At 69.0% G+C, this 25,265-nt stretch carries 19 protein-coding genes and 2 riboswitches; of the genes, 6 read left to right on the top strand and 13 right to left on the bottom strand.

All coding sequences use genetic code 11. The features are described from left to right. Nucleotides 1-3: 3 nt before the first annotated feature. From ASE89_RS05905 to ASE89_RS05885, 5 genes are all read right to left on the bottom strand, one after another. The gene (locus tag ASE89_RS05905) at nucleotides 4-633 is read right to left on the bottom strand and encodes a precorrin-8X methylmutase (RefSeq protein ID WP_056674829.1); all 630 of its coding nucleotides are present in this window, start codon (nucleotides 631-633) and stop codon (nucleotides 4-6) included. Further along, nucleotides 633-1,757, bottom strand: coding sequence for a cobalamin biosynthesis protein CobG (locus ASE89_RS05900; RefSeq protein ID WP_056674827.1), 1,125 nt, complete (start codon nucleotides 1,755-1,757; stop codon nucleotides 633-635). Before ASE89_RS05900 ends, ASE89_RS05905 begins: the two co-directional genes overlap by 1 nt. Then, entirely contained in the window at nucleotides 1,754-5,047 is a 3,294-nt protein-coding gene (gene cobN / locus ASE89_RS05895) for a cobaltochelatase subunit CobN (RefSeq protein WP_056674825.1), read from the bottom strand. Before cobN ends, ASE89_RS05900 begins: the two co-directional genes overlap by 4 nt. A 5-nt stretch (nucleotides 5,048-5,052) precedes the next feature. Continuing rightward, the gene (cobW, locus tag ASE89_RS05890) at nucleotides 5,053-6,102 is read right to left on the bottom strand and encodes a cobalamin biosynthesis protein CobW (RefSeq protein WP_056674823.1); all 1,050 of its coding nucleotides are present in this window, start codon (nucleotides 6,100-6,102) and stop codon (nucleotides 5,053-5,055) included. 137 nt (nucleotides 6,103-6,239) lie between these two features. Beyond that, nucleotides 6,240-6,456: riboswitch (cobalamin riboswitch) on the bottom strand. A 160-nt stretch (nucleotides 6,457-6,616) separates the two neighbouring features. Continuing rightward, nucleotides 6,617-7,654: a HoxN/HupN/NixA family nickel/cobalt transporter gene (locus ASE89_RS05885; protein ID WP_443024340.1), complete on the bottom strand. Its 1,038-nt coding sequence runs from the start codon at nucleotides 7,652-7,654 to the stop codon at nucleotides 6,617-6,619. A 179-nt stretch (nucleotides 7,655-7,833) separates the two neighbouring features. Next, nucleotides 7,834-8,046: riboswitch (cobalamin riboswitch) on the bottom strand. A gap of 237 nt (nucleotides 8,047-8,283) precedes the next feature. On the opposite strand from ASE89_RS05885, the gene ASE89_RS05880 reads away from it, so the two are divergent. Next, on the top strand, nucleotides 8,284-9,468 hold the full coding sequence (locus ASE89_RS05880) for a molybdopterin molybdotransferase MoeA (RefSeq protein ID WP_056674821.1): 1,185 nt from the start codon (nucleotides 8,284-8,286) through the stop codon (nucleotides 9,466-9,468). A 68-nt stretch (nucleotides 9,469-9,536) separates the two neighbouring features. Next, nucleotides 9,537-10,262 carry a transcriptional repressor LexA gene (gene lexA, locus ASE89_RS05875; RefSeq protein ID WP_056674819.1) on the top strand — a complete coding sequence of 242 codons (726 nt, stop codon included), beginning with the start codon at nucleotides 9,537-9,539 and terminating at the stop codon, nucleotides 10,260-10,262. 502 nt (nucleotides 10,263-10,764) lie between these two features. Here the strand turns inward: lexA and ASE89_RS05870 are convergent. After that, nucleotides 10,765-12,972, bottom strand: coding sequence for a ComEC/Rec2 family competence protein (locus tag ASE89_RS05870; protein WP_236701621.1), 2,208 nt, complete (start codon nucleotides 12,970-12,972; stop codon nucleotides 10,765-10,767). Between the two features lie 19 nt (nucleotides 12,973-12,991). Here ASE89_RS05870 and gltX point away from each other — a divergent pair, with 19 nt between their 5' ends. Genes gltX through ASE89_RS05855 form a run of 3 tightly spaced genes read left to right on the top strand, consistent with a single transcriptional unit; the run spans nucleotide 12,992 to nucleotide 16,008 of the window. Further along, a complete protein-coding gene (gene gltX, locus ASE89_RS05865) occupies nucleotides 12,992-14,497 on the top strand; it encodes a glutamate--tRNA ligase (RefSeq protein WP_082451244.1) in 1,506 nt (501 codons plus the stop codon). 25 nt (nucleotides 14,498-14,522) lie between these two features. After that, entirely contained in the window at nucleotides 14,523-15,806 is a 1,284-nt protein-coding gene (locus tag ASE89_RS05860; RefSeq protein ID WP_031395755.1) for a citrate synthase, read from the top strand. A gap of 1 nt (nucleotide 15,807) precedes the next feature. After that, nucleotides 15,808-16,008 carry a hypothetical protein gene (locus ASE89_RS05855; RefSeq protein ID WP_056674815.1) on the top strand — a complete coding sequence of 67 codons (201 nt, stop codon included), beginning with the start codon at nucleotides 15,808-15,810 and terminating at the stop codon, nucleotides 16,006-16,008. Here the strand turns inward: ASE89_RS05855 and ASE89_RS05850 are convergent. From ASE89_RS05850 to ASE89_RS05835, 4 genes are all read right to left on the bottom strand, one after another. Beyond that, nucleotides 15,964-17,382, bottom strand: coding sequence for a sensor histidine kinase (locus ASE89_RS05850; RefSeq protein WP_056674813.1), 1,419 nt, complete (start codon nucleotides 17,380-17,382; stop codon nucleotides 15,964-15,966). The genes ASE89_RS05855 and ASE89_RS05850 overlap by 45 nt on opposite strands. Beyond that, nucleotides 17,379-18,509, bottom strand: coding sequence for a DUF2336 domain-containing protein (locus ASE89_RS05845; protein WP_056674811.1), 1,131 nt, complete (start codon nucleotides 18,507-18,509; stop codon nucleotides 17,379-17,381). The genes ASE89_RS05850 and ASE89_RS05845 overlap by 4 nt, the downstream gene beginning before the upstream one ends. Before the next feature lie 34 nt (nucleotides 18,510-18,543). Beyond that, nucleotides 18,544-19,725: a hypothetical protein gene (locus ASE89_RS05840; RefSeq protein WP_037527531.1), complete on the bottom strand. Its 1,182-nt coding sequence runs from the start codon at nucleotides 19,723-19,725 to the stop codon at nucleotides 18,544-18,546. Between the two features lie 80 nt (nucleotides 19,726-19,805). Continuing rightward, nucleotides 19,806-20,099, bottom strand: a complete 294-nt coding sequence (locus ASE89_RS05835) for an Hpt domain-containing protein (RefSeq protein ID WP_056674809.1) — start codon at nucleotides 20,097-20,099, stop codon at nucleotides 19,806-19,808. Between the two features lie 182 nt (nucleotides 20,100-20,281). On the opposite strand from ASE89_RS05835, the gene ASE89_RS05830 reads away from it, so the two are divergent. Further along, nucleotides 20,282-22,477 carry a hypothetical protein gene (locus tag ASE89_RS05830; RefSeq protein ID WP_330219044.1) on the top strand — a complete coding sequence of 732 codons (2,196 nt, stop codon included), beginning with the start codon at nucleotides 20,282-20,284 and terminating at the stop codon, nucleotides 22,475-22,477. Between the two features lie 23 nt (nucleotides 22,478-22,500). Here the strand turns inward: ASE89_RS05830 and ASE89_RS05825 are convergent, their stop codons facing one another. The 3 genes from ASE89_RS05825 to ASE89_RS05815 all read right to left on the bottom strand — a co-directional run bounded on the left by ASE89_RS05825 (nucleotide 22,501) and on the right by ASE89_RS05815 (nucleotide 25,264). Further along, nucleotides 22,501-22,782 (bottom strand): DUF1467 family protein, encoded by a 282-nt coding sequence (locus ASE89_RS05825; RefSeq protein WP_031393778.1) that lies wholly within the window; start codon nucleotides 22,780-22,782, stop codon nucleotides 22,501-22,503. Between the two features lie 4 nt (nucleotides 22,783-22,786). Then, on the bottom strand, nucleotides 22,787-24,424 hold the full coding sequence (locus tag ASE89_RS05820) for a ribonuclease J (protein WP_056674805.1): 1,638 nt from the start codon (nucleotides 24,422-24,424) through the stop codon (nucleotides 22,787-22,789). Nucleotides 24,425-24,487: 63 nt separating this feature from the next. After that, nucleotides 24,488-25,264, bottom strand: a complete 777-nt coding sequence (locus ASE89_RS05815; RefSeq protein ID WP_056674803.1) for a type III pantothenate kinase — start codon at nucleotides 25,262-25,264, stop codon at nucleotides 24,488-24,490. Nucleotide 25,265: the final 1 nt, after the last annotated feature.

The raw sequence follows: 25,265 nt of genomic DNA, 5'->3' as shown, positions 1-25,265 counted from the left end.
CGATCATTCCGCCGCGCTCGCGAGCGCGTTGATCGCCGCGACGGTGATCGCGCTACCGCCCAACCGCCCCTCGACGATCACGCACGGCACCGGCTGCGCCGCCCACAGCGCGTCCTTCGATTCGACCGCGCCGACAAAGCCGACCGGACAGCCGATGATCGCCGCCGGCCGCGGACAGGCGGGATCCTCCAGCATATTGAGCAGGTGGAACAGCGCGGTCGGCGCATTGCCGATCGCCACCACCGCACCCGCCAGATGCGGCCGCCAGAACTCCAGCGCCGCGGCCGAACGCGTCGTTGCCATTTCTCTCGCCAGCGCGACCGTCTCGGGCGTGTGCAGCGTACAGATCACCGCATTGTCCGCCGGCAGGCGCGCGCGCGTGATCCCCTCGGTCACCATCCGCGCATCGCACAGGATCGGCGCGCCCGCCCGCAACGCCGCACGCGCGGTCCGTGCGAAGCCGGGCGAAAAGCGGATATCCTTGGCCAGCGCGACCAGCCCCGCAGCGTGGATCATCCGCACCGCGACCGGCTCCTCCTCGGCATCGAAGCGCGCCAGATCCGCCTCGGCGCGGATCATCGCGAACGACTGGCGATAGATCGCGGCCCCGTCGGTCTCATAGGCATAGGGCATCAGGCGGCTCCGGGCGGCTGGGTGAAATGGGCGATAATCTGAGCGGGTTCGAGCGCGCCGAGCAGCGGCGGCGCGCCCGTGCGCGTGTGCAGGGCAAGGTCGAACCGCCCGTCGCGCCCGGTGAGCGTCACGTCCGCAGGCCGCGCCCGCGCGCAGCCCTTGGCGCATCCCGACACGTGCAGACTGCCAGCAACCAACGGAGCGAGCCGCCGCGCAAGGTCGCGCGTCGCGACGCTCGCCTGCGGGCAGGCGGGCGCACCGACACAGGCGTCGACCCCGGCGCGCACGGCGCTGCGGTCGCGCGCGCCATCCGCCACCCCGCCTTCGAGGATCAGCATCCGCCACGGCGTCACGCGGATCGCCGTGACCGGGTCTGCGGCGATCCGGTCGCGCAACTCCACTGCCGCGATTCGCCCGAAGCCGAGCGCGATCGCCGCGCCCAGCGGATGCGCCCCGGCTTCGGGCGGTGGCGCGGTGGGCGCGGGAACCAAGGTCGCGGCCCCCGGCACGGCCGCCGCATGGCGCGCCATCCGCCCCGCCGCCGCACCGCCGCTGTCGACGAACCACCGCGCCAGCGCGATCAGCGCGTCGACCGCGGTGTCGCGCGTCACTTCCACCCCCGCCGCACGCCCCTCGCCGCGCACCACCAACCTGCCGTCCACCGCGCGCTCGACCCGGAAATCGGCGGGCGCGCGGGTCAGCACCGGTGCAGCGCCGGCATCAATCGCAAAGCCGACCTTGCCGGGCAGCACGGGCAGGTCGGACAGCCGCTCGCGCAACGCGGTGGCGATATGCTGCGTGTCGTCCCCGTCCCGCCAGTCGGGCGCGACCAGAATCGCGCCGCGCGCCTCGCGCTCCGGATCGGGGTCGATCAGCCCGACCGCCAGCAACGCCTCGACCAGCCCCCGCCAGCCCGCCTCGGTCACACCGCGGATCTGCAGGTTGGCGCGGCTCGTCACGTCAATCTCGCCATTTCCCCACGCCATTGCCGCATCACACAGCGCGAGTGTCTGCGCGCGCGTCAGCCGGCCGAGCGGCGGGCGGATCCGCACCAGCAGCCCGTCGCCCGCCGCCATCGGCCGCCACGCATCGGGGCACCATCCCTTGACGACGAACGCGCTCATGCCGGCAGGTCGAGGTGCGCGAGGATCGAATTGCGCCGCGTCGGCCACAGCCCCGCCGCGTGCAGCGCCGCGAACCGCGCGGTCATCGCCGCCAGCGCCGCCGGGTTCGCGCTCTCCAGAAACGCACGCACCGCGTCGCGCCCCAACGTTGCATCATAATAGAGATCGATAAGCTCGGGCGACACCACCCGCGCCAGCTGCGCGAACATCGCCATATGGTCGAGCGTCGCGGCGATCTCCGCGCCCCCGCGAAACCCGTGCCGCATCATCCCCTCGACCCAGGCCGGGTTCGCCGCCCGCGCATGAACGACCCGCGCAATTTCCTCGTCCAGCGACCGCGCACGCGGCCGTTCTGGGTCGCGCGCATCGAGATGATACAGCGCCGCGGCCTTGCCCCCCGCAACCGCCTGCGCGGCCGCAAACCCTGCCTCGTGTGCGGCATAATCGGCGGCGAGCAACAGGTCGGTTTCCGGCAGGTCCTGGACATGGACGAACGCGTCGGCGGCGGCGACCCGGTCGCGGATCCCCGCCGGATCGAACCGCGTCGCACCGTCGTCGCCCGCCCCGTCGAGCGAGTGGCTCGACGCCGCCAGCCACGCCGCACCCGCCGCCGCCCGCGCCGCCTCGCCGTACGTCTCGCCCGCATCGCCGAGCCCGAGCCCGTAGCGACCCGGCTCGGGCCCATAGACGCGCGCACCCACAAGTTCGCCGACGAACGGGTTCCAGTCGCCGGGCTCGTCGCGCAGCGCCAGCGCGCGCACCGCCTGCCCGAACATCTGGCCGAGCGCGGGAAACGCGTCGCGAAACAGCCCCGATACGCGCAGCGTCACGTCGATCCGCGGCCGGTCGAGCCTCGCCAGCGGCAGGATCTCGACCCCCGTGACGCGGTCCGACGCATGATCCCAGACCGGCTCCGCGCCGAGCAGGTGGAGCGCCATCGCGAACTCCTCGCCCGCGGTCCGCATCGTCGCCGACGCCCACAGGTCGACGACCAGCGCGCGCGGATAGTCGCCCTCGTCCTGCAGATGCCGGCGGACCAGCTCGTCGGCCAGCCGCACGCCCTGCGCATGCGCCGCACGAGACGGCACCGCGCGCGCGTCGGTCGCATACAGGTTTCGCCCGGTCGGCAGGACGTCGCTGCGTCCGCGCCACGGCGACCCCGACGGCCCCGCGGCGATCCGCCTGCCCCGCAACGCGCTCAGCAGCCCGTCGCGCTCGGCCTCGCCCTGTTCGCCACGCCCATAAACGTGCAGCCCGTCGCCGAACTGGCTCTCCTTCACGTCGCACACGAACGTGTCGATCCGGGTGATCGCCTCCGCCTGGCTCGTCGACTCGTCGAGCCGCAGCGTCGCCGCCAGCCCGGTCGCGCGCGCCTCGTCGGCGATGTCGCGCTGCAGCCGGTCGCGGCGCGCGGGGTCGAGCCCGTCGGCGGTCGAAAACTCGTCGAGCAACGATTCGAGCCGCCCCAGCCCCGCGCCGCTGCGCGTCGTCGCGGCCGGCGGCGGGACATGGCCGATCGTCACCGCGCCGATACGCCGCCGTGCCTGTGCCGCCTCGCCCGGATCGTTGACGATGAACGGATAGAGCACCGGCATCGCCCCGGTCAGCGCCTCGGGCCAGCATTCTCCCGACAGCGCGACCGCCTTGCCCGGCAGCCATTCGAGCGTCCCGTGCGCGCCGACATGGATCAGCGCATCACTCCCCCGCGCGTGCAGCCACAGATAGAAGGCGACATAGGCATGACGGGGACAGCGCGACAGGTCGTGATACTCCCCGACCCGCGCCGCGCTGCGCCCGCGTTCGGGCTGGAGCGCGATCACCACGCCCCCCCGCTCGACGCCCGCGAACTCGAACGCGCCGTCGATACAGGCCGGATCGTCCTCGGGCGCGCCCCAGCTTTCCTCGAGTGCGTCGCGCAACACGGCCGGCAAGCCCCCAAGCGCCGCGCGATACGCCGCGACCGGCCACGCGATCCGCCCCGTCGCCAGCGCCTTGGACAGCGCTTGCGGCGCCGCCCCTCCGGTCGCGTAACCCGCCGCCGCCAGATCCTCGACGATCGCCTCCGCGGACGCCAGCGCGTCGAGCCCAACCGCATGCGCCATCTGATAATCCTTACCCGGATAGGTCGACAGCACGACCGCAGGCCGCTGCTCCGCGACCGGTCGCTCCGCTAGCCGCACCCATGCGGTCACGCGCGCGACGATCGCGGCGATCCGGCCGGGCTCCGCCCGATGCTCGCGCCGCGCATAGCCGAGATCGTCGTCGCGGACGCCGTCCTCCTTGAAGCTCGCGACGCCTGCGAACAGCCGTCCGTCGACCTCGGGCAGGACGACGTGCATCGCCAGGTCGGCGGGGGACAACCCGCGCGTCGATCCGGCCCAGGCGGCACGATCCGACGTCGCGAGCGCGACCTGGAACACCGGCACCCCCGCCCCGTCGAGCGGCGATGTGTCGTCCGCGCCGCGGCCCGAAAATGCGGTCGCGTTGACGATCGCCGCCGGACACAGCGCGACGACCCAACGCGCCAGCCACCCCGCCGCGCCCGGCGCCTTCAGCGACGGCGCGAAGAGCCCGACGACGTCGAACCCCGCCCCACTCAGCCCGGCATGCAGCGCCTCGATCGGGTCGAGATCGGCAGCGGTCAGGTAGGAGCGGTAGAAGATCAGCAGGATCCGCGGCCGCGTCGCGGTCATCGCGAACGCCGCCGGGCACGTCACCCCGTCGCGCGGCTGCCAGCCGCCGACCTCGGGAACCGTCTTCACCCCCGCGACTGGCCCGGCATAGAGCCCCGCGGCCAGCGCCATCTGCGCCAGCGCCGCCTGCGCCGCGACCGCGCCGCCGTCGTCGCACAGCGCGGCGAGCCGGCGCAACGTCGACACCGGCACCGTCGACGCTGCATCGAGCCGCGCGTCGATCCGCCCGTCCGCAGGCAGCACCGCCAGCGCGATCCCCCGCGCCCGCGCCAGCGCCTCGACCTGCTGTAACCCATAGGACCAGTAGGACCGCCCGCCGATCAGCCGGATCACGATCCCCTTCGCCCCTTCACCCCCCGCTAGCGTTCGCTCAACATAGGTATCGACCGACAGCGGGTGGGTGAGCGCGGACAGGTTGGCGAGCCGGAGCGACGGCAGCGGGCTCCCCCCCGCCGCCGCGCGCCGCCACCCGGCCGCGAACGCGCCGAGATCCCCGTCAGAAAAGGACAGGACGACAAGGTCCGCCGGGCTCTGCGCGAGGTCCTGCGGGACCGCACTCTCCTCCAGCCCGTGGCTTTCGCGGAAGACGACGTGCATCGCCGTCAGCCCTGAAGCGCGGCCCGGATCCTTACGGGGTCGATCCGGTCATGCTCGGCGATCACCACCAGCCGCGTCTGCCGCGCCTCGTCGGCGCGCCACGGCCGGTCATATTGCGTCCGCACCCGCGCCCCGACCGCCTGCACCAGCAGCCGCATCGGCTTGCCCGTCACCGCGGCATAACCCTTCACGCGCAGGATGTCGGCGTCACGTGCCAGCGTCTCGATCCGCGCGGCGAGCGCCGCCGGGTCCGCGATCTCGCCGAGGTCGACGATCATGCTGTCGAAATCGTCATGCTCGTGGTCGTCCGCGCCATCATGGTGCGACGGCCGCGCCGCGATGTCGTCCTCCGCCGCCGCGTTCAGCCCCAGCACGACGCGCGGATCGATCACCCCGTCGGTCAGCGCGATCACCGGCAACGCACGCGGGGACTCCGCCGCGATCACCGCGCGCGCCGCAGCCACCCCCGCCTCGCCCGCCAGATCCGCCTTGGTCAGCAGCACCAGGTCTGCACAGGCGAGCTGGTCCTCGAACACCTCGGCGAGCGGCGTCTCGTGATCGACGCTCGGATCGGCGCGGCGCTGCGCCTCGATCGCGGCGAGGTCGGGCGCGAACCGCCCTGCGGCGACCGCTTCCGCATCGGCCAGCGCGATCACCCCGTCGACCGTGATCCGCGACCGGATCGCGGGCCAGTCAAACGCCTTGAGCAACGGCTTGGGCAGGGCGAGCCCCGACGTCTCGATCAGGATATGGTCGGGCCGCGGGTCGAGCGCGAGCAAAGTCTCGACGGTCGGGATGAAATCGTCCGCGACGGTGCAGCAGATGCAGCCATTGGCGAGCTCGACGACGTTCTCGGCCGGGCAATCGGGGATCGCGCAGCCCTTCAAGATGTCGCCGTCAATGCCGAGCGTGCCGAACTCGTTGACGATCACCGCGAGCCGCCGGCCACCGGCGTTACGGATCAGATGGCTGATCAGCGTGGTCTTGCCCGCGCCGAGGAATCCGGTGACGATGGTGACGGGAATCTTGGCCAGGGTCGGCTGGGGGTCGGTCATGCGATACTCTCCGGGCGTCGGAACGACAGCCACGGACGGACGCACGCCCGCAGCCACACGCGCGCACGACCTGACGGCCGCACGCGTTCGTCGCTCAGACGGAGTACCGTGCCGCGACCATCCCCTGGATCAAGGCAAGAGCGACCATGACGCTGGCAGGTCTCCTGGCTCGCGGGTCGAAGCTCGATGCACGCCTTCCCAGGTCCCGTGACTCAGTGGCTGCCCCCGCATCGGGGGCCTGTGCGTCTCGCTCACCGCTTACAGTTGCAGGGACAGCCGCGGCATTGGGAGGCAAGCCTCCCGCACCGCATTCCCATTCAAGCCCCGAAGGGCACCGGCGCGATCTGTCGAGGTTCGGTAGAACCAAACCTCGAGGTTGGGTTTAGAGGAGTTTGGCGACTGTGCCAATGCACCTCACCTCCGTCATCCTGACGAAAGTCAGGACCCAGAGCCACGCGTAATGCGCTGCCTGGCCCTGGGTCCCGGGTCGAGCCCGGGATGACGACGCTGCCTGTTATCCCCGCACCACCTCGATCTCGTCGAACCGCTTCCACCGGTAGATCGCGAAACTCAGCACCCAGCACGCCACGAACAGCGCGATAATCGCAAAGCCCAGCCCGTTGAAATTCTCGCCCAGCGCCGAAGCGACGTCCCACACGCCCCCGCTGAGGCCCAGCTTCGACGCCAGCAACGCGAGCGTTTCGATCCCGCCGATCGCGATCGCGACGATCGCCGAGATCAGCGTGATCGTGATATTGTAATAGAGCTTGCGGATCGGCTTCACGAACGCCCATTCATACGCGCCGAGCATCACCACCCCGTCGGCACTGTCGACCAGTGCCATGCCCGTCGCGAACAGCACCGGCAGCACCAGCACCGTACCGATCGACAGCCCGTCCGCCGCCTGGCTCGCCGACAGGCCGAGGATCGCGACTTCGGTCGCGGTGTCGAACCCCAGCCCGAACAGGAACCCGAGCGGCGCCATGTGCCAGCTGCGTGTGACCAGCCGGAACATCGGCCGGAACAGCCGCGCGAGCAGCCCGCGATTGCCGAGCAGCAGGTCGAGATCCTCCTCGACATAGCGCCCCCCGCCGCGGACATGGCCGAAGGTCCGCCACACCGATCGCAGGATGATCAGGTTCATCGCCGCGATCGTGAACAGGAACAGCGCGGAGATCAGTGTCGCGATCACCCCGCCCGCCTGCTTGAACGCCTCGAACTGCGCCAGCGCACTCGCGGTCAGCGCGATCGCGACCGCGGCGATCAGGACGATCCCAGAATGGCCGACCGCGAACCAGAAGCCGACCCCGATCGGCCGCTGCCCGTCCTGCATCAGCTTGCGCGTCACATTGTCGATCGCCGCGATATGATCCGCATCGACCGCGTGGCGCAGCCCCAGCCCCCAGGCGAGCATCGCGGTACCCAGCATCAACGGCTGCGCCTGGAACAGCGCGAACGCCCATCCCCAGGCGGCGATGTTGGCCGCAACCAGCATCGCGAACATCCAGCCGATCCGGTGTCGCGTCGAACGACCGGCAGTCCGCCCGGTCATGATCTTGGTCATTGGCACATCCCCGGCGTCCGACGAGGACGGGGGCCTGCCGCGAACGACCGGGACGCGCGCCGACCGGACGCCCTGAGCGGCCGGCATGCGTCGCCGATGCGGCCCCCGCCGCATGGTCGTCGCTCAGACGGCGTTCACCGTGCCTCGGCCACCCCCTGGGCCGGGACAAGAGCGACCAGACGCCGGCAGGTCTCCTGGCTCGCGGGTCAAGGCTCGACGCACACCTTCCCAGGCCATCGGCCCAGTGGCTGCCCCCGTCGCAGGGGGCGCGTGCGTGTCGCTCGCCGCTTACAGTTGCAGGGACAGCCGCGGTCTTGGGGCGAACCCCGCACCGCATTCCCTTTCAAGCCCCGAGGGGCACCGACGCGATCTGTGCGGATCCGGCTTGCGTCGGACCTGCGCCACAGGGCTAGCGCGTTTTGCCTGCGCTGACGACAGGATTTGCGTGCGACGTAACGCAGGGCATGTCGTCCCATCTCACCGCAACGTCTGCCGTACCTCGTACGTTGATCGCGTAACCGACCGGCGTCCTGCCGGTCGCGGCGTTGCCCGCTTTCCGCCCCGCGGCATTCGTGCGAGCAGCGCAGACCTTCATCGCCCCGCTGAACGGAGCCCGCATGCGCCCTCTCGTCCCCGTCGCCGAAGCCCAGTCCCGCCTCTTCGCCATGGCATCGCGCGTGCCGGCCGAAACCGTGCCGCTGCGATCGGCGATGGGTCGCTGGGCGGCGGAGGACATTCTCGCCCGCCGCACCCAGCCTGCGACCGACCTCTCGGCGATGGACGGCTACGCGATCCGCTACGCAGATCTGCCCGGGCCGTGGACGGTCATCGGCGAGAGCGCGGCCGGCCGCCCCTTCACCGGTTCAGTCGGCGCGGGACAGGCGACGCGCATCTTCACCGGCGCGGCGATGCCGGCGGGCGCCGACACGGTGCTCGTCCAGGAGGAAGCCGCACGCGACGGCGACCGGCTGATGCTCGACGGCGAAGGCCCCGCCTTTGAAGGCCGCAACACGCGCCGCAAGGGGCTCGACTTCGCGACCGGCACGCGGCTGATCGCGGCCGGCGACCGGCTGACGCCCGCCCGCATCGCAGTCGCTGCGACCGGCGGGCACGGCGCCTTGTCGGTCGGCCGCCGGCTGCGCGTCGCGGTCGCCGCGACGGGCGACGAGCTCGTCCCTCCCGGCTCGACCAGCGATCCCGTCCCGCTGCCGGAATCGAACGGCATCATGCTCGCCGCGATGCTCGCCGACCTGCCCGTCGACATTATCGATCTCGGAATCCTCCCCGACCGGCTCGACACGCTGCGTGACGCCTTTGCCGGGGTCGATGCCGATCTGCTTGTGACCACCGGGGGCGCGTCGGTCGGTGATCACGACCTCGTCCGCCCCGCGATCGAGGGAGCGGGCGGCGGCATCGACTTCTGGCGGATCGCGCTGCGCCCGGGCAAGCCGATGATGGCGGGCACGCTTGGCCGGACGATGCTGCTCGGCCTGCCGGGCAATCCCGTCTCCGCCTTCGTCACCGCCATCCTCTTCGTCCGCCCCGTGGTCGCGCACATGCTCGGCGCGCGCGATCCCCTGCCGCAGACGACGCACGCGCTGCTCGGCGAGGATCTTCCGCCCAACCAGTCGCGGACCGACTATATGCGCGCCGAACTGCGCGACGGCCGCGCCTATGCCTCGACCATCCAGGACAGCTCGATGCTGCTGACGCTCGCTCGCTCGTCCTGCCTGATCGTCCGCGACGGCGACGCGCCGGCGGCAAGGGCGGGCGACTCGGCGGAAATCCTCGTCATCGCGTGACGTCACCGCTTGACGAAGCTGCAAGTGTTCCATAGAAGTTCCTCGTCTGTTCCGGACGGAGAACCGTTATGCTCACGCGCAAGCAGCACGAGCTTGTCTGCTTCATCAATGACCGCCTCGCCGAGACGGGCGTGTCGCCCTCGTTCGAGGAGATGAAGGACGCGCTCGACCTGAAATCGAAATCGGGCGTGCACCGTCTGATCAGCGCGCTTGAGGAGCGCAACTTCATCCGGCGCCTGCCCAACCGGGCGCGCGCGCTCGAAGTGCTGAGGATGCCCGAGCGTCCCGAGGCTGCAATCGCACAGACTGCGGTGAAGTCGGGGCCGAAGGCGGCGGCATCGGCCGACACAGTATCTGCGCCGGACACGGTCAGCGCCACGCCCGCGTCGCCCGCCCGCATCGCGGCGAACGACGTCGTCGAGATCCCGCTGCACGGCCGGATCGCCGCCGGCGTCCCGATCGAAGCCTTTGAAGGCAGTTCGATGCTTGCTGTCCCGGCCGCTTTGCTTGGCACTGGCGAGCATTATGCGCTGGAGGTTTCGGGGGACTCGATGGTCGAAGCCGGCATCCTCGATGGCGATTACGCGCTGATCCGCCGCACCGAGATCGCACGCGACGGCGAAATCGTCGTCGCGCTGATCGAGGACAGCGAAGCGACGCTGAAATATTTTCGCCGCGAGGGCGCAATGGTTCGGCTCGACCCGGCCAACCGCGCCTATGACCCCCAGCGTTATGCGCCTGCTCAGGTCCGGGTTCAGGGCAAGCTGTCGGGTATCCTGCGCCGCTACGACTGACGAATGCCGGGGAGCGCTGGCGGTCATCACCGCCGCGCAACCGGCTGGCGTGGCGTTCGGTGAACGTCAAATGTCGGCACCGCCTCGATCTACGCCCCGTAAACAGAGCCGCAAGGTTGGCGCGCTTGGCACCCCTTGTTTGGCATGAGCCGGGGCAACCTGACATCACCTTCGCCCCCGTCCCGAGACTCCGGACAAAAGCAACGGTGGAGAAAAGCGGCACGCGCATTAAACCAGCAGGCCCAGTCCCACCTCCTCCGTCATCCTGACGAAAGTCAGGATCTAGAGCCCGGCACGCCACCCTCCATGACTTTGGGCTCTAACCGCAGACCAGATGAAGGTCGGCTCGGCAAACGTCTCAGCAGAAATGCGGACCGACGGAAATGTCGATCCGACGCGCTTACCAGCGGCCCCAAGCATCAACGTCCGGTTTTTGAATCGCGCGAGCGCCAGTCGGGGCCCCAGCCGCGCAGGATCGCAACCCGACATACCTATTCGCAGCCTATCGCTCCGACCACCCCCGGCCCAGCGACCGTAACCGAACCAGCGCCACACCCCCGGCCACTCCGCGCTGATCGCCCGCCGCCCCAAACCGTCGCGTTGACCGCGCCAGCGTCGGTGGATCGCGCCACGGGTGCCGGTCCCCCGGATTGAGCACCGTCACCATCCGCCCCGTGGTCAGCGTCAACGCGATCCCCCCGGTCCGCTCAAGCACCGATCGATCGAGCTTCAGCCATCGCGGCGTACAACCACGCGGCAGCCCGCGCTCGCTGATGACGATGTCCGCGCGCCGGCAGGCGGCAACCATCTCCGCGATCGGCACCCGGTAAACGCTCCGCGTTGCCAGCACACGCCACGCCCGCCCCCGCGCGACGACATCGGTCAGGCACAGGTCGCGGCTGCACCGCGCGTCGGGCTGATCCGCGAGCAGCAGCGGCTCACCATCGACCCCGCCATTCTCCGCCAGTGTATCGCGGACATAATCCCCCGCCCGATCGCGAAGCAGCGCGAGCCCGGCGGCGGTCCGGACCGCGACATGGCGACCATCGCCCGTGACCAGTATATCGGGTGACGGCGTCGTCAGCGCCCAGATCGCGCCAATCGCCAAGGGCAGCATTCCGATCCGTCGCCACCGCGTCCGCCACAGCGCGATCCACACCCCGCCAACGACCATCAGCGCAAACGCCCCGTCGGGCACCGCCGGCAGCGCGCGGACCGCGCCCGGTGCATGCGCCACGCCGCGCGCGAGCCACAGCAGCGCGTCGAGCGCATGCTGGACCAGCCACCAGGCGGGCGCGCCAATCCCGATCGTGTCGAGCAGCAGCGCCAGCGCCTCGAACGGCATCACGACAAACGTGGTCAGCGGGATCGCGACGATATTGGCGACCGCGCCGTACAGCCCGGCCTTGTGGAAATGATAAACCGCGATCGGCATCAGCGCCGCCTCGACAACGAGCCCGGTCAGCAGCAGCGACGCGGCGCCGCGCAACAGGCGTCTGCTGCGGCCCTCGTCATGCGGCGTGAACGTGGCACGGACGACGGGATGCTCGTGCAGCGCGATGATCGCGGTGATCGCGGCGAACGACAATTGGAAGCTCGGCCCGGCGAGCGATTCGGGCAGCGCGAGCATCACCGCGATCGCTCCCGTCGCGACGAGCCGCAACGTCATCGCCTCGCGCCCCATCGCCAGCGCGACGAGCACCAGCAACGCGGCGACGCAGGAGCGGATCGTCGGCACCTGGCTGCCCGTCAGCACGGTGTAGCCGATCGCCGCTGCGGCACCGGCAAGCGCGGCGATCAGTGGCAGTCGCGTGTGCAGCGCGAGCCATGGGCTGAGCGCCAGCAGCCGCATCACGATCAGCATCGTCGCGGCGACCGCCGCGGTGATGTGGAGGCCGCTTACCGAAAGGAGATGCGCCAGCCCGGCGCGGCGCATCGCCTCCGCATCCGCGTCGCTGATCGCGCCGACGTCGCCGGTCGCCAGCGCCGCCGCGATCCCGCCCGCGCTCCCGTCAAGCTGCGCGACGATATGCCGCGACAGCGCCACCCGGACTCCAGCGCCGCCGCGGCCCGGCTCTGCTACCACCACAGGCGAAAAGCCCCGCCCCGTCGCGCCGATCGCGCCGAACCAAGCGACGCGCGCAAAGTCATAGGCGCCGGGCACCGCCGGCAAGGGCGGCGGCATGAGTCGCGCGCGAAGCTTTATGGTCGCGCCGATCGCGAGCGTCGCCGGCGCATCCGCCTCTGCCAGGTTGATGCGGACGCGGCCGGGCAACGCAACCGGCGCGCCATCGGCGTCCTGCCCCGGCCCGACCGGCCGCACCGTCAACCGCGCCAGCCGACGCGCGACGAGCGGTTCGATCGTCTCGACCCGCGCGGACAGCTGCACGAATGTCGGCCCCGCGAGCACCGGTGCCGCCACCCGGTCCGATCGTACCCAGATCAGCCCGATGCCGAGCGCCGCCGCAATCGCGCCGATGGCGAGCATCCGCGCCGCGCGCCCGCCGCGCCCCGCCGCAAGTCCGGCCAACCCGCCAGCGACCAGCACCAGGATCGCGGTGCCCCATGCCGCGGGATCGGGCAGCACGAACCACAGTGCGATGCCGCCGCCAAGCCCGACCGGCAACCAGGTTATGAGCTGATCGCGCTCCGCCTCCAGCCAGCGTTCGATCGCCCGGCCCGGCTCCGCCATCCAGGGCGGCACGCCCATTTGTCGCCGCCGGGGACGCATGCTAGAGGCGGCGACGGCTGATCCGGCCATCGTTTCTACAGTCTGGGAGCACCCGCGGTTGGGCGCAATATCTGATACGGATGCCGTCGTTTCGGCCGCACCCGTGGTTACTCGTTTCGCTCCGTCGCCGACGGGGTTCCTGCATCTTGGCGGCGCACGCACGGCGTTGTTCAACTGGCTGTTCGCCAAGGCGAATGGCGGCAAATTCCTGCTGCGTATCGAGGATACCGACCGCGTGCGGTCGACCCAGCCGGCGATCGACGCGATCATCGACGGGATGCGCTGGCTAGGGATAGACTGGGACGGCGACGTCGTCATGCAGTTCGCCGGCGCCGATCGCCACGCCCGCGTCGCGCACCAGATGGTCGAGGCCGGTCACGCCTATCGCTGCTACATGACCAATGACGAGATCGCGGCGATGCGCGCCGAGGCGCAGGCGGCCAAGAAGCCGCTTCGCATCCGCAGCCCGTGGCGCGACCGTCCGGCGAGCGAGGCCCCCGATCTTCCCCATGTCGTCCGACTGCGCGCGCCGCAGGAGGGTGCGGTCACGATCGAGGATCGCGTCCAGGGATCGGTGACGGTCCGCAACGAGGAAATAGACGATCTTGTCCTCCTCCGTTCGGACGGCACGCCGACCTACATGCTCGCGGTCGTCGTCGACGATCACGACATGGGCATTACCCACGTCATCCGCGGTGACGATCACCTCAACAACGCGTTCCGCCAGCTGCCGATCTACCGTGCGATGGACGCGATCGAGGGCGGCTGGCCCGATCCGATCTATGCGCACATCCCGCTGATCCACGGCCCCGATGGTGCCAAGCTGTCCAAGCGTCACGGCGCGGTCGGCATCGAGGCGTATCGCGACGAGATGGGCATCCTGCCCGAGGCGTTCGACAATTACCTGCTGCGGCTCGGCTGGGGGCACGGTGACGACGAGATCATCAGCCGCGAACAGGCGGTCGAATGGTTCGACCTGTCGGGCGTCGGCAAGTCGCCCTCGCGCTTCGACCTGAAGAAGCTCGAGAATCTGAATGGCCACTATATCCGCGAGGCCGATGATGCGCGTCTGGCCCAGCTCGCCGCCGATCGTCTCGGTCATGCCCTGCCCGATGGCGGACTCGACCTTCTGACTCGCGCAATGCCGGTCCTGAAGCCACGTGCAGCGAACCTGAACGAACTCGCCGAAGGTTCGAATTTCCTGTTCAGCCAGCGCCCCTTGGCCATGGATGACGCCGCAGCGAGCCTTTTGCAGGGTGAAGCGAGTGCGATTCTGACGAACGCGCATGCTGAACTTGACGCGCTCGACAAGTGGGATACGGAAGCGCTCGAAGGCGCGGTACGGCGCGTGGCCGAAGCGCGAAGCCTAAAGCTCGGGCAGGTTGCACAACCCCTTCGCGCCGCGCTGACCGGTCGCAAGACGTCGCCGGGAATATTCGATGTGCTCGACCTGCTCGGGCGTGACGAGAGCCTCGGTCGGATCGCCGACCGGATGGCAGACTGATAAGATTTCGAGGAAGGATACAAGCATGAGCGAGACCGCAAACCTCAAGGTCGACGGCAAGGAATTCGATTATCCGGTCATGTCCGGTACGGTCGGCCCCGATGTCATCGATATCCGCAAGCTGTACGCGCAGACCGACAATTTCACCTATGATCCGGGCTTCACTTCGACCGCCTCGTGCCAGTCGAAGCTGACCTATATCGACGGCGATGCGGGCACGCTGCTCCACCGCGGCTACACGATCGGCGAGCTCGCCGAACAGTCGAACTTTATGGAAGTCGCCTATCTGCTGCTGAACGGCGAACTGCCCAGCGAAGAAGAGCTGTCGACCTTCTCGAACACGATCACGCGCCACACGATGGTGCATGAGCAGCTCGCGCAGTTCTTCCGCGGGTTCCGTCGCGACGCGCATCCGATGGCGATCCTGTGCGGCGTCGTCGGCGCGCTCTCGGCCTTCTACCACGATTCGACCGACATTCATGATCCGGCACAGCGCGTCATCGCGTCGCACCGCCTGATCGCCAAGATGCCGACGATCGCCGCGATGGCGTACAAGTACAGTGTCGGCCAGCCGTTCGTCTATCCGGACAACACGCTGAGCTACACCGGCAACTTCCTGAAGATGACGTTCGCCGTCCCGGCCGAGAAGTACGTCGTGAACCCGATCGTCGAAAAGGCGATGGACCGCATCTTCATCCTCCACGCCGATCACGAGCAGAATGCGTCGACCTCGACCGTCCGTCTCGCCGGCTCGTCGGGTGCCAACCCGTTCGCGTGCATCGCAGCCGGCATCGCCTGCCTTTGGGGCCCCGCGCATGGCGGCGCGAACGAAGCCGCGCTCAACATGCTGCATGAGATCGGCACGGTCGACCGGATCCCCGAGTTCATCGCCCGCGCGAAGGACAAGAACGATCCGTTCCGCCTGATGGGCTTCGGTCACCGCGTCTACAAGAACTACGATCCGCGCGCGGCGGTCATGCAGACGACCGTCAAGGAAGTGCTCGGCGAGCTGGGCGTCACCGACCCCGTGTTCGACGTCGCGATCGAGCTCGAGCGTCTGGCGCTGAGCGATCCCTACTTCATCGAGAAGAAGCTGTTCCCGAACGTCGACTTCTATTCGGGCGTCATCCTCTCGGCGATCGGCTTCCCGACCTCGATGTTCACCGTGCTCTTCGCACTCGCCCGCACCGTCGGCTGGGTCGCGCAGTGGAACGAGATGATCACCGATCCCGACCAGAAGATCGGCCGTCCGCGCCAGCTCTACAGCGGCCCGACGCAGCGCGACTATACGCCGATGGCGTCGCGCTGAGATGAAGCTCCGGCCGATCCTGATGGTCATCGGTGTGCTGTGCGCGCTGATGGGGTTCCTGTGGATCGGCCAGGGGCTTGGCTATGTCCATTGGCCGCGATCGAGCTTCATGCTCGATCAGCGGCCTTGGGCGGACCGCGGCGCCGCGCTCGCGGTATCAGGCCTGGTACTGATCCTGGCTGCGCGCCGCCTGCGTCGGTAACGACAACACGAACCGAGCCCCCTCGCCGATCGCGCTGTCGATCGTCAGGTCGCCGCCCATCGCCCGTGCCAGCCGCCGCGCGATATAGAGCCCGAGGCCGTTGCCGCCCGGCTCGGACGCGTCGACCCGCTCGAACTTCTCGAAAATTCGCGCATGATCCGCGCGCGCCACGCCCTTGCCGGTATCCGCGACGACGACGGTCACCTGATCGCTCCCCGCATGCGCCGTCACCAGCACCGCGCCACCCGACTGTGAATAGCGCACCGCGTTGCCGATCAGATTGACCAGGATCTGCAACACGCGCCGAAAATCCCCGCGCGCGACGACGCGGGCTTCAGCGGCGGGGCGGGTGATCGTCACATTCGCGTTGCCTGCTCGCACCGCCAGCAGCCCGGCCGCACGCCGCGCAATATCGGCCATATCGATCGTCTCGAGAAGCAGCGCGAAGTCGGGCCGCTCGACCGCCTGAAGATCGACCAGATCGTCGACCAGCGCCAACAGATGGCGACCGGCATTGGCTATGTCGGCGGCATAATCGGCATAATCGGGCTGCACCAGACCATCGGTTTGGGCATGAATACTGTCGGCGTTCGCGACGATGCGCGCCAGCGGTGTCCGCAGCGCACGGTCCAGCCCCGCAGTGAAGGTCGGCGACAGCTGGTCCGCCCCCGCAGGCCGGGGCTTGGCGGGCGGCGATGGTACGTCCGCGGGATCGTCGATCAATTGCCCGCTGCCGATGAACCCTGCAAAGGCACGTTCCGCGTCACGGCGAACCACCGCGCTCAGCATGATCGCGCGGCCCGACCCCCGCAGCCGCGCCGGCTGTGCGTCGAGCGGCTGACGGCGCGCGACCGCGTCGAGGATCGGCAGCGCGCCGTCATCGCCGCTGTCGAGCATGACGAGGCTCGTCAACGGCTTGCCGAGCAGCGCGAGCGGGTCGACGCCCATGCGGGGCCCTGCGTCGGGCGATACGAATGTCAGGCGAAGTGCTGCGTCGGTTTCCCAACGCCAGTCGGCACCGCTCGACAGAAAATCGACGCCTGCACCGGGGTTCGGTGCCGCTGGACGCCACGGCTGGAGTTCACGCCAGCCGCTCACCGCAAGGCCTACCGTATCGCCCTCGGGCTGCGCACGGACCCACAGATCGAGATCGACGTCGTCGTCGGCGATCACAACGCTACGCGAAACCGCGATTCCCAGCCGGCGCGCCAGGCGTGCGATCATCGCGAGCTGCGGCACCGCGATCGGCGCGCCGATCACCCCCCCGGCGCGGCTGTTGAGCGCAAGCAGGATCGGATCCGCCGACAGCAACACGCCGTCCCCTGCCACTTCCGCCAGTGCGACCGCAGTGTCGCCTGTCGTATATCCCGTCATCGTCGGTCTGCCCCGGCCAGCGCCCGCAACGCAGCGCGAAACTCGCGGTGCATCGCCAGCGGTGCTATCGCCGCGCGCGCATCGTCGACCGCGACGCTCGCGATGCTGTCGAGCGCGTCGGCGAAACTCTCGATATCACGGCGTGGATCGGCATCGGCCAGCGCCAGCCCGATCCGCGCGATCGTCTCCCGGTCGAGATCCGCCGCCCGCAGCGCCAGCCACAGTTGCTCTCCGTCGGGATCGAGTACGATCACCCGGACCTGTTCGGCATCGATCCCGATCGCATGCGCCAGCACTGCGACGAACAGGGTCAGACGCCGGTCGCCGAGCGCCTCGACCAGCAGCGCCGGCAATTCGTCGCGACGGGCATCGATCGCCGCGGAGAGGCGGATCGCGACGGCCTCGGGGCGCTCCGCGTCATCATGCGCGGCAAGGCTGCGCAGCGCCGCTTCGGTGATCGCCTGATCACTCTGGCCGCGGCCCTGCATCGCGACCATCTCGCCAGCGTCCTTCAAGGCATCGTCAAGCCCGTCGCGCACCGCCGCGGCAACCCACCAGACGAGGCGGCGATGCAGGTCGGCGGGCACGTCGCTTCCGGCGATCATTCCCGATTCATTGGCAGCACGACGCCGACTTTCCGCCGCGAGCAGCGCGCCGGCCGCGGTGGCGACGGTCGTATCCGACACCCCCGTCAGGCGGATCAACAGGCTCGGCTCCTCGGGACCGGCAATCGCGGCAGGAAGGGCGTCTGCGATCAGGTCGTGCCGGACGCGAGCGATCAGGTCCTTCATCAGGTCGCGATCGCGCAACACCCCCGACCGCGTCAGCCGCAGCAAGGCGCCGCCCTGCGTCAGGATCGCCTCCGCCCGCGTCGTCTCCCCCAGCCCGGCGAGAACGCGGGCGGCATGACGGCGGATATCCGCCTCGATCGCCCCGATGATCCCGCGCAGGACATGCGCCAGCATCAACCTCGTACGTTCCTCCAGCCGCGCATCGGCGGTCAGGAAAAAGTCGGTGATTGTGGTTTCCAGCCGGTCGTCGGCCCGCTGACGCGCACGCGCGGCGCGCGCGATCGCACTCGCGCGTGACAGCGCGGGATCAGGCAAGGGTTCAGAGCCAACCGACATGCGCCGTGCCTACCCCCTTATTGTTAAGGCGGTACTAAGGCTGAAGACGAAGATGCTCGATTGCCGCAGCCAGCGTGACCGTCGCGTACAGCCCGGCGATCGCAAGGCCCAACAGCGGAAATCCGAGGATCGCGACGATCGTGACGATCAGCAGATAGGCCGGCGCACTGCCCCACCACATGCGGCGCGCGCGCTCGACGATCGCGCGTTCCCCCAGTGCCGCGATCGCAAGCAGCGCGGCCGCCATGACAAGCGCGCTGTTGTCGGCCGAATAGCCCGCCCACAGAAAGGCAAACAGCAGAACGGCGAGCGCGCTGACGACGCCGATTCCGCGCGTCTGCATCGTCGCGACCGACTCATCGTCGCGCAGCCCGCTCAGCACCGAGCCGATCGCCAGACCGACACAGGCCGTGCTGGCAAGCACCAGTCCGGTCGCCAGCCAGCCGAACAGCATCGCGCCGAGCCCGGCGGCGGCAATACCCAGTGACGTCGCGCCGACGGTCGTGCCAGCAACGCTCTTATCAACCAGGAACGGCAGGCCGAGCCTGGCGATCGGCGCGAGCACGAAACGGTCGAACCAGCCGCTGCGCCCCGACACGATCGTCGCCAGCACGGCACGACCGCGTTCTTCCAGCGTCCGCGCCTCGCGCTCAATGCCGTGCCCGCTGCGAATTGCATCGGTCGGCAACAGGATCTGCACCGCGCGCGCCTGCACCGCGATCCGCAGCAGCGTCGATTGCAGGTCGTAATCATTGGGCAGGCCCGCGACTTCGGCGATCCGTGCGGGCTCCAGCCGGGCGACACCGGCCCATGCCATCTGGCCACCGACGCGCTCGAACCCGGGTCCGGCATCGTCCTCCGGCACGACGAGCAGTGCATCGCCACCCTCGTTCGCCATCGCCGCGACGATACTCTCGGTCGTGACCAGCCCGTCGCCGAGCATCAAGACGCGCGCCAGCGGATGGAGCTTCTCCATCGCCTCGGCCGCAGTCCGGACGGTATCGACCGCGACGCCGCGGCGGTTGATGCGGTTGATCGCGCCCAGCAACTCGGGCGTCAGCCGCGCGACGACGACGATGACCTGACGCACGCCGGCTGCGATCAACAACCGCGCCTGATACTCGATCAGCGTGACGCCGCTGAACGGCAGAGTGGCAGCCAGGCGATCGGGACGATCGTCGGCATCGTGAATAGCAAAGAGAAGCCCGGCAAGCATCTGCGGCTGTTAGGCGTCGAAACGGCGGATGCAAAGCCCGCGCGTCGGAAGCGCGTGCAGATCGACGCCCTGCATGCGCATCAAAGCTGCTCGACCGCGTCGCGCAGCCGGCGCAGCATGTCGTCGTCGCCGGGCGGGGTGTCGGCCGCCGCACGCGCCAGCGTCATCAGCGGCATCGCGCCAAAGCTCGCGGCCAGCCCCTTCAGCCGCCATGCCGCGGCGCGCCACGCCTCGGCGTCGGATGCGTCCACCATAGCGTCCAGCGCGTCGGCGGCGCTGTGGGTGAAGGCGAGGTGCAGGTCGGCGATCAGCAGCGGATCGTCCCCGACCGCGGCTGCCAGGGCGGCGTCGATTGCTCCGGGATCATAGGCCATGAGATGGGGCGTACACGCGACCGACTTAACGGGAGGTTGCGCTATTCGCTTTGTCAAAGCCGATTTCATGGTAAAACCCGGGCATGAACGGGGGTTCTTCCATCATCGGCCTACGCGCGGACCCTGCCCGGGATCCGGACCTTGGCGACGTCCCACCACCGCCTTTGAAGGAACGCGCACCCGTGTTTATCGACGACTATATCCTGCCGGCGGACGACGACGGCGCCGATCGCGGGCGGATCTTCGCGGGTGCGGCGATCGCCGCGGTCCTGCTCTGGCTCGCCGTCATGCTCTGGCTCGTCCGCGGCGAGATCGGTGCGATCGGACCGGTCGCGCTGGTCCAGTTCCTCGCAGCGCTGTGCGTCGTGCCCGCGCTAATCGGCATCATCTGGTTGCTCGCGATGCGGACGAGCCGGGCCGAGGCGGCGCGGTTCGGCGTCACGGCGCGCGCAATGCAGGCGGAATCCGCCCGGCTCGAACAGGCGGTCGCCGCGACCGCGCAGACGATCGACCGCAATCGCCGTCATCTGGCGGACCAGGTCGACACGCTGATGACGATGGGCGAGACCGCGCATCAGTTTCTCGGCGCGATCGGCGAAGGCTTCGCGACCGAGATCGAACGCGCCGACGCGCACACGCGCAGCCTCGTTGCCGCGGCCGACGCGACGCAGACGTCGCTCGGTGTCCTGCTCGCCTCGCTGCCGCGCGCGCATGCCGAGACCGAAGCGATGGCGGACCAGCTCGAGCGCGCCGGCCGTTCCGCCAGCGAGCATGCCGGTGCCCTCGATGCGCAGATCGGCGCGCTGGCAGCCCGTGGCCGGGAGGCCGATGCGGTGGCGAGCGGCGCGGCGCAGCGGCTGGCCGCACATATCATCCGGATGGAGGCGACCAGTGAAACCGCCGGCGCCCGGCTCGAGGCGGTTACCGAGACGATGTCCGCGGAGGTTGACGCACTGCTCGGGCGTACAGCGGATGCGGTCGACGACGCACGCAAGGGCATTGCTGCGCAGGGTGACGCGGTGCTGGCGATGGTCCGCGCCAATCAGGTGGCGCTCGACGGCGCGACGCGCGCGAGCGCCGAGGCGATTGCCGACCGGATCGCCGGCGTCGATTCGGCGATCGCCCAGGTGGCGCGCCGCCTCGAGGATCAGCGTACAGCCGGGGAGGATATCCTCGGCTCGCTCGGTTCAGGCCTCGATCAGGTCGAGACGCGGATCGAGACGCTCCACCATCATGGTGTCGAACGAACCCAGCTGCTCGCTGCGTCGATCAGCGCACTGGGCGGCTCGGCGGACGCGATGACCGAGGCGCTCCGCTCGGGCGAGGCGATGGCAGGGCGGACGATCGGCACGACCGAGTCGCTGCTGATCGCCCTCGACGCCGCGGCGCGCGAGATCGACGAAACGCTGCCCGACGCGCTGTCCCGGCTCGACCGGCGCGTTGCCGACAGCAAGGCGATCGTGGTCGCGGCAAAGCCCGAACTGCTCGCGCTCGTCACCGCGGCCGAAAGCACGCACGACGCGATCGAGGCGATTGCCGGGGTCATCGCCGAACAGCGTAGCGTGCTCGATCGCTTGTCGAACACCCTGCTCGACACGCTGGCCTCGGGACGCGCCAAGGCGGACGCACTTGGCCAGATGGTCGACGAGACGATCGACCGCACCAACAGCTTCTCCGAGGAAGCCGCACCCCGTCTCGTCGAGGCGTTGCTGCGCGTCCGCGAGACCGCGACCGCGGCGGCGGATACAGCGCGCCACACGCTCGCTCAGGTCATTCCCGACGCCGCGCAGGCGCTCGAGCTCGCCAGCAGTGCTGCGCTGCGCCGCGCGACCGGCGACACCGTCGATCGGCAGATCCAGGCGATCGGCGACGCGACCGACGCCGCGGTCGACGCGACGACGCGCGCGACCGAGCGGCTGGCGGCACAGGTCGAGGCGATTGCGCAGCAGACCGCGGTCGTCGAAACCCGGCTCGAAGAGGCGCGCAACGACCGCGAAACCGCCGATCGCGATACGTTCGCACGGCGGGTCTCGCTGCTCATCGAATCGCTCAATTCTGCTTCGATCGACATCGCCAAGGCGTTCGCGCCCGAAGTCGCCGACAGCGCCTGGGCCGCCTATCTCAAGGGGGATCGCGGCGTCTTCACGCGGCGGGCGGTGCGCATCTTGGATGCGAACGACGTCCGGTCGATCGCGAACCTGTATGACGACGATGCGGGCTTCCGCGAGATGGTGAACCGCTACATCCACGACTTCGAATCGATGTTGCGCGCGATCCTGGCACAGCGCGACGGCTCGCCGCTCGGTGTAACCCTGCTCTCGTCGGATATGGGTAAGCTCTACGTGGCGCTCGCACAGGCGATCGAACGCCTCCGCTAATAAGGGCGCCCGCCCCGGTCGCGCTAGCGGCGGACCATGTCGCGTGTGTCGAACAGGTCGAACATCTGCGGCGTGATCCAGCCGTAAGCGTAATTCAGCTGGAACAGCACGAACAGCGTCGTCGCGACGATCGTCACGCGCCAGGCAACGCGACCTGCGTGGAAATCATGCGGCGCGCTTTCGGACTGGCCGGGGACGGTTTCGCCCCCGACCTCACGCGTCGTCCGTACACCGAATGGCAGGACCAGGAACACCGAGAACGCCCAGAACAGGACGTAGATCGCGAGTGCCGAGGTCCAGCGCATCGGCTCAGCCTTCGATCAGCAGAACGTCGACGATCGGCTTCTTGCCGGTCCAGCGCGTCGAGACCTTGCGGACCGCAAGCCGGACCTGCTCGCGCATCTTGTCGATATCGCGCTTGCCGCCCCGCACGGTGTCGGCAACCGCCTGGACCGCATCCGCGACGAACGCGGCACGATCTTCCTCGACAGGCACGCCCTGAACGCGGACCTGCGGCTGGCCAAGCATCCGCCCGTCCTTGCCGATCGCCACCGCGACCGAAATCTGGCCGTTAATCGCCAGCTTGCGACGCTCGTTCAGCGTCGTGCCGTCCGCCGGCAGGATCACGTCACCATCAAGCACCAGGCGGCCGACCGTCGCATTGCCGATCTTGACCGGCCCCTTGGGCGCCAGCCGGACGATGTCGCCGTTGCTCTGCACCAGCGCACGGGGAATCCCCTGCTCCAGCCCGAAGCGCGCATGCTCCATCATGTGGCGCATCTCGCCATGCGTCGGGATCAGCGTGTCGGGACGCAGCCACTCGTACATCTGCGCCAGTTCCGGCTGGCCGGGATGGCCCGAGACGTGGACGTGCGCCTGGCGCTCGGTCACCATCCGGATGCCCTTGGCGGCCAGCGTGTTCTGGATGCGGCCGATCTGGACTTCGTTGCCGGGGATCTGCTTCGACGAGAAGATCACGGTGTCATCGGCCTCGAGCGTGATCGTGTGGCTGCCATTTGCAACCCGCGCGAGCGCAGCGCGCTCCTCACCCTGCCCGCCGGTCGCGACGATCAGAACCTTGTTCTTGGGCAGACGCATCGCGGTGTCGGGATCGATCGTCTCCGGGAAGTCCTTCAGATACCCCGTCGCACGCGCGACCTTGATGATCCGGTCGAGCGACCGTCCGGTGACGCACAGCTTGCGCCCGGTTTCCTTCGCCACTTCACCAAACGTGTGGAGCCGCGCGGCGTTCGAGGCGAAGCTGGTGATCATCACCCGGCCCTTGGCCTTGCTGACCTCTTCGAACAGGCCCTTGCGGACCGTGCTCTCGCTGCCCGATGCGGTGGTGTTGAAGATGTTCGTCGAGTCGCAGACCAGCACGTCGACGCCCTTGTCGCCGATCGCCATGAAGCCTTCGGGCTTGGTCGGATTGCCGATCACCGGGTTCTTGTCGAGCTTCCAGTCGCCGGTGTGGAACACGCGACCATAGGGCGTGTCGATCAGCAGCGCGTTCGCCTCGGGGATCGAATGCGACATTTCGACGAAGGTGAAGCCGAACGGCCCGAGCTGGAAATTGCCGCCCATCGGGATCATCTTGAGCTTCACGCGGTTGGCGATCCCCTCTTCCTCGAGCTTGCCGCGGACCAGCCCCATCGTGAACGGCGTCGCATAGATCGGCACGCCCAGATCTTCGGCGAGATAGGGCAGCGATCCGATATGGTCCTCATGGCCATGCGTGATCACGATGCCGAGCAGATCGTCGATCCGCTCCTCGATGAAGGACAGATCGGGCAGGATGACGTCGACGCCGGGATATTGCGGATCGGCAAAGGTGATGCCGAGATCGACCATCACCCATTTGCCCTGGCAGCCATACAGGTTGACGTTCATGCCGATTTCGCCGGAGCCGCCAAGGCCACAGAAAAGGAGTTCGTTCTTCGGAGTCATTGATTACTTTCAGGATTACAGGGGAATGTGGCCCGCAGGCCGGTTGGCGCGAGCCCAATGGCCCTAGATATGGTGACGGTCCCACATCATCGCCAGCCCCTGGATCGTCAGGTCGGCCTCGATGACGTCAAACACGTCGGTCTGTTTTTCGAAGAGCGTCGCAAGTCCGCCGGTCGCGATGACCTTGACCGGACGCCCGACCTCGGCCTTCATCCGCGCGACCAGCCCCTCGATCATCGCGACATAGCCCCAATAGATGCCGATGTGCATCTGCGAGACCGTGTTCAGCCCGATCACGCTGGTATCGGCGGGCGCCTCGATCGCGATGCGCGGCAATTTGGCGGCAGCGGTGACCAGCGCGTCGAGCGACAGATTGATCCCCGGCGCGATGATGCCGCCCTTATACGCGCCGCGATAGTCGACGAGGTCGAACGTGGTCGCGGTGCCGAAATCGATGACGATCAGGTCGCCGTCGTGCAGCGCGTGCGCGGCGATCGTGTTGACCGCACGGTCGGCGCCAAGCGAAGCGGGCTCGTCGACATCGATCGCGATCCCCCATTCGACCGGCGCGCGGCCGGCGATCAGCGCCTCGGTCGCAAAGTATTTCGACGCGAGCACCTGCAGATTGTGCAGCGCGCGCGGCACCACCGTCGCGATGATCACGCCCTCGACCGTGCCCCGGTCATGCCCGCCAAGCTGCATCAGCTGGCTCAGCCACACCGCATACTCGTCCGCGGTACGACGCGGATCGGTCGCGATCCGCCACCGCGCGACGATGACGCCCTTCTCGACGAGCGCGAACACGACATTGGTATTGCCGGCATCGATGGCGAGCAGCATG

Origin of the sequence: Sphingomonas sp. Leaf30, assembly GCF_001422525.1 — a bacterium.
GTDB classification, from domain to species: Bacteria; Pseudomonadota; Alphaproteobacteria; order Sphingomonadales; family Sphingomonadaceae; genus Sphingomonas; species Sphingomonas aerolata.
Note: the sequence above shows the minus strand (reverse complement) of the source record. Positions and strands in the feature narration are given on the sequence as shown.

Bases quoted from the DNA above. Each gene is read 5' to 3' on its own strand.
- ASE89_RS05905 (WP_056674829.1), bottom strand. From the start codon at position 633: ATGCCCTATGCCTATGAGACCGACGGGGCCGCGATCTATCGCCAGTCG.
- ASE89_RS05900 (WP_056674827.1), bottom strand. From the start codon at position 1,757: ATGAGCGCGTTCGTCGTCAAGGGATGGTGCCCCGATGCGTGGCGGCCG.
- cobN (WP_056674825.1), bottom strand. From the start codon at position 5,047: ATGCACGTCGTCTTCCGCGAAAGCCACGGGCTGGAGGAGAGTGCGGTC.
- cobW (WP_056674823.1), bottom strand. From the start codon at position 6,102: ATGACCGACCCCCAGCCGACCCTGGCCAAGATTCCCGTCACCATCGTC.
- ASE89_RS05885 (WP_443024340.1), bottom strand. From the start codon at position 7,654: ATGACCGGGCGGACTGCCGGTCGTTCGACGCGACACCGGATCGGCTGG.
- ASE89_RS05880 (WP_056674821.1), top strand. From the start codon at position 8,284: ATGCGCCCTCTCGTCCCCGTCGCCGAAGCCCAGTCCCGCCTCTTCGCC.
- lexA (WP_056674819.1), top strand. From the start codon at position 9,537: ATGCTCACGCGCAAGCAGCACGAGCTTGTCTGCTTCATCAATGACCGC.
- ASE89_RS05870 (WP_236701621.1), bottom strand. From the start codon at position 12,972: ATGGGCGTGCCGCCCTGGATGGCGGAGCCGGGCCGGGCGATCGAACGC.
- gltX (WP_082451244.1), top strand. From the start codon at position 12,992: ATGCTAGAGGCGGCGACGGCTGATCCGGCCATCGTTTCTACAGTCTGG.
- ASE89_RS05860 (WP_031395755.1), top strand. From the start codon at position 14,523: ATGAGCGAGACCGCAAACCTCAAGGTCGACGGCAAGGAATTCGATTAT.
- ASE89_RS05855 (WP_056674815.1), top strand. From the start codon at position 15,808: ATGAAGCTCCGGCCGATCCTGATGGTCATCGGTGTGCTGTGCGCGCTG.
- ASE89_RS05850 (WP_056674813.1), bottom strand. From the start codon at position 17,382: ATGACGGGATATACGACAGGCGACACTGCGGTCGCACTGGCGGAAGTG.
- ASE89_RS05845 (WP_056674811.1), bottom strand. From the start codon at position 18,509: ATGTCGGTTGGCTCTGAACCCTTGCCTGATCCCGCGCTGTCACGCGCG.
- ASE89_RS05840 (WP_037527531.1), bottom strand. From the start codon at position 19,725: ATGCTTGCCGGGCTTCTCTTTGCTATTCACGATGCCGACGATCGTCCC.
- ASE89_RS05835 (WP_056674809.1), bottom strand. From the start codon at position 20,099: ATGGCCTATGATCCCGGAGCAATCGACGCCGCCCTGGCAGCCGCGGTC.
- ASE89_RS05825 (WP_031393778.1), bottom strand. From the start codon at position 22,782: ATGCGCTGGACCTCGGCACTCGCGATCTACGTCCTGTTCTGGGCGTTC.
- ASE89_RS05820 (WP_056674805.1), bottom strand. From the start codon at position 24,424: ATGACTCCGAAGAACGAACTCCTTTTCTGTGGCCTTGGCGGCTCCGGC.
- ASE89_RS05815 (WP_056674803.1), bottom strand. From the start codon at position 25,264: ATGCTGCTCGCCATCGATGCCGGCAATACCAATGTCGTGTTCGCGCTC.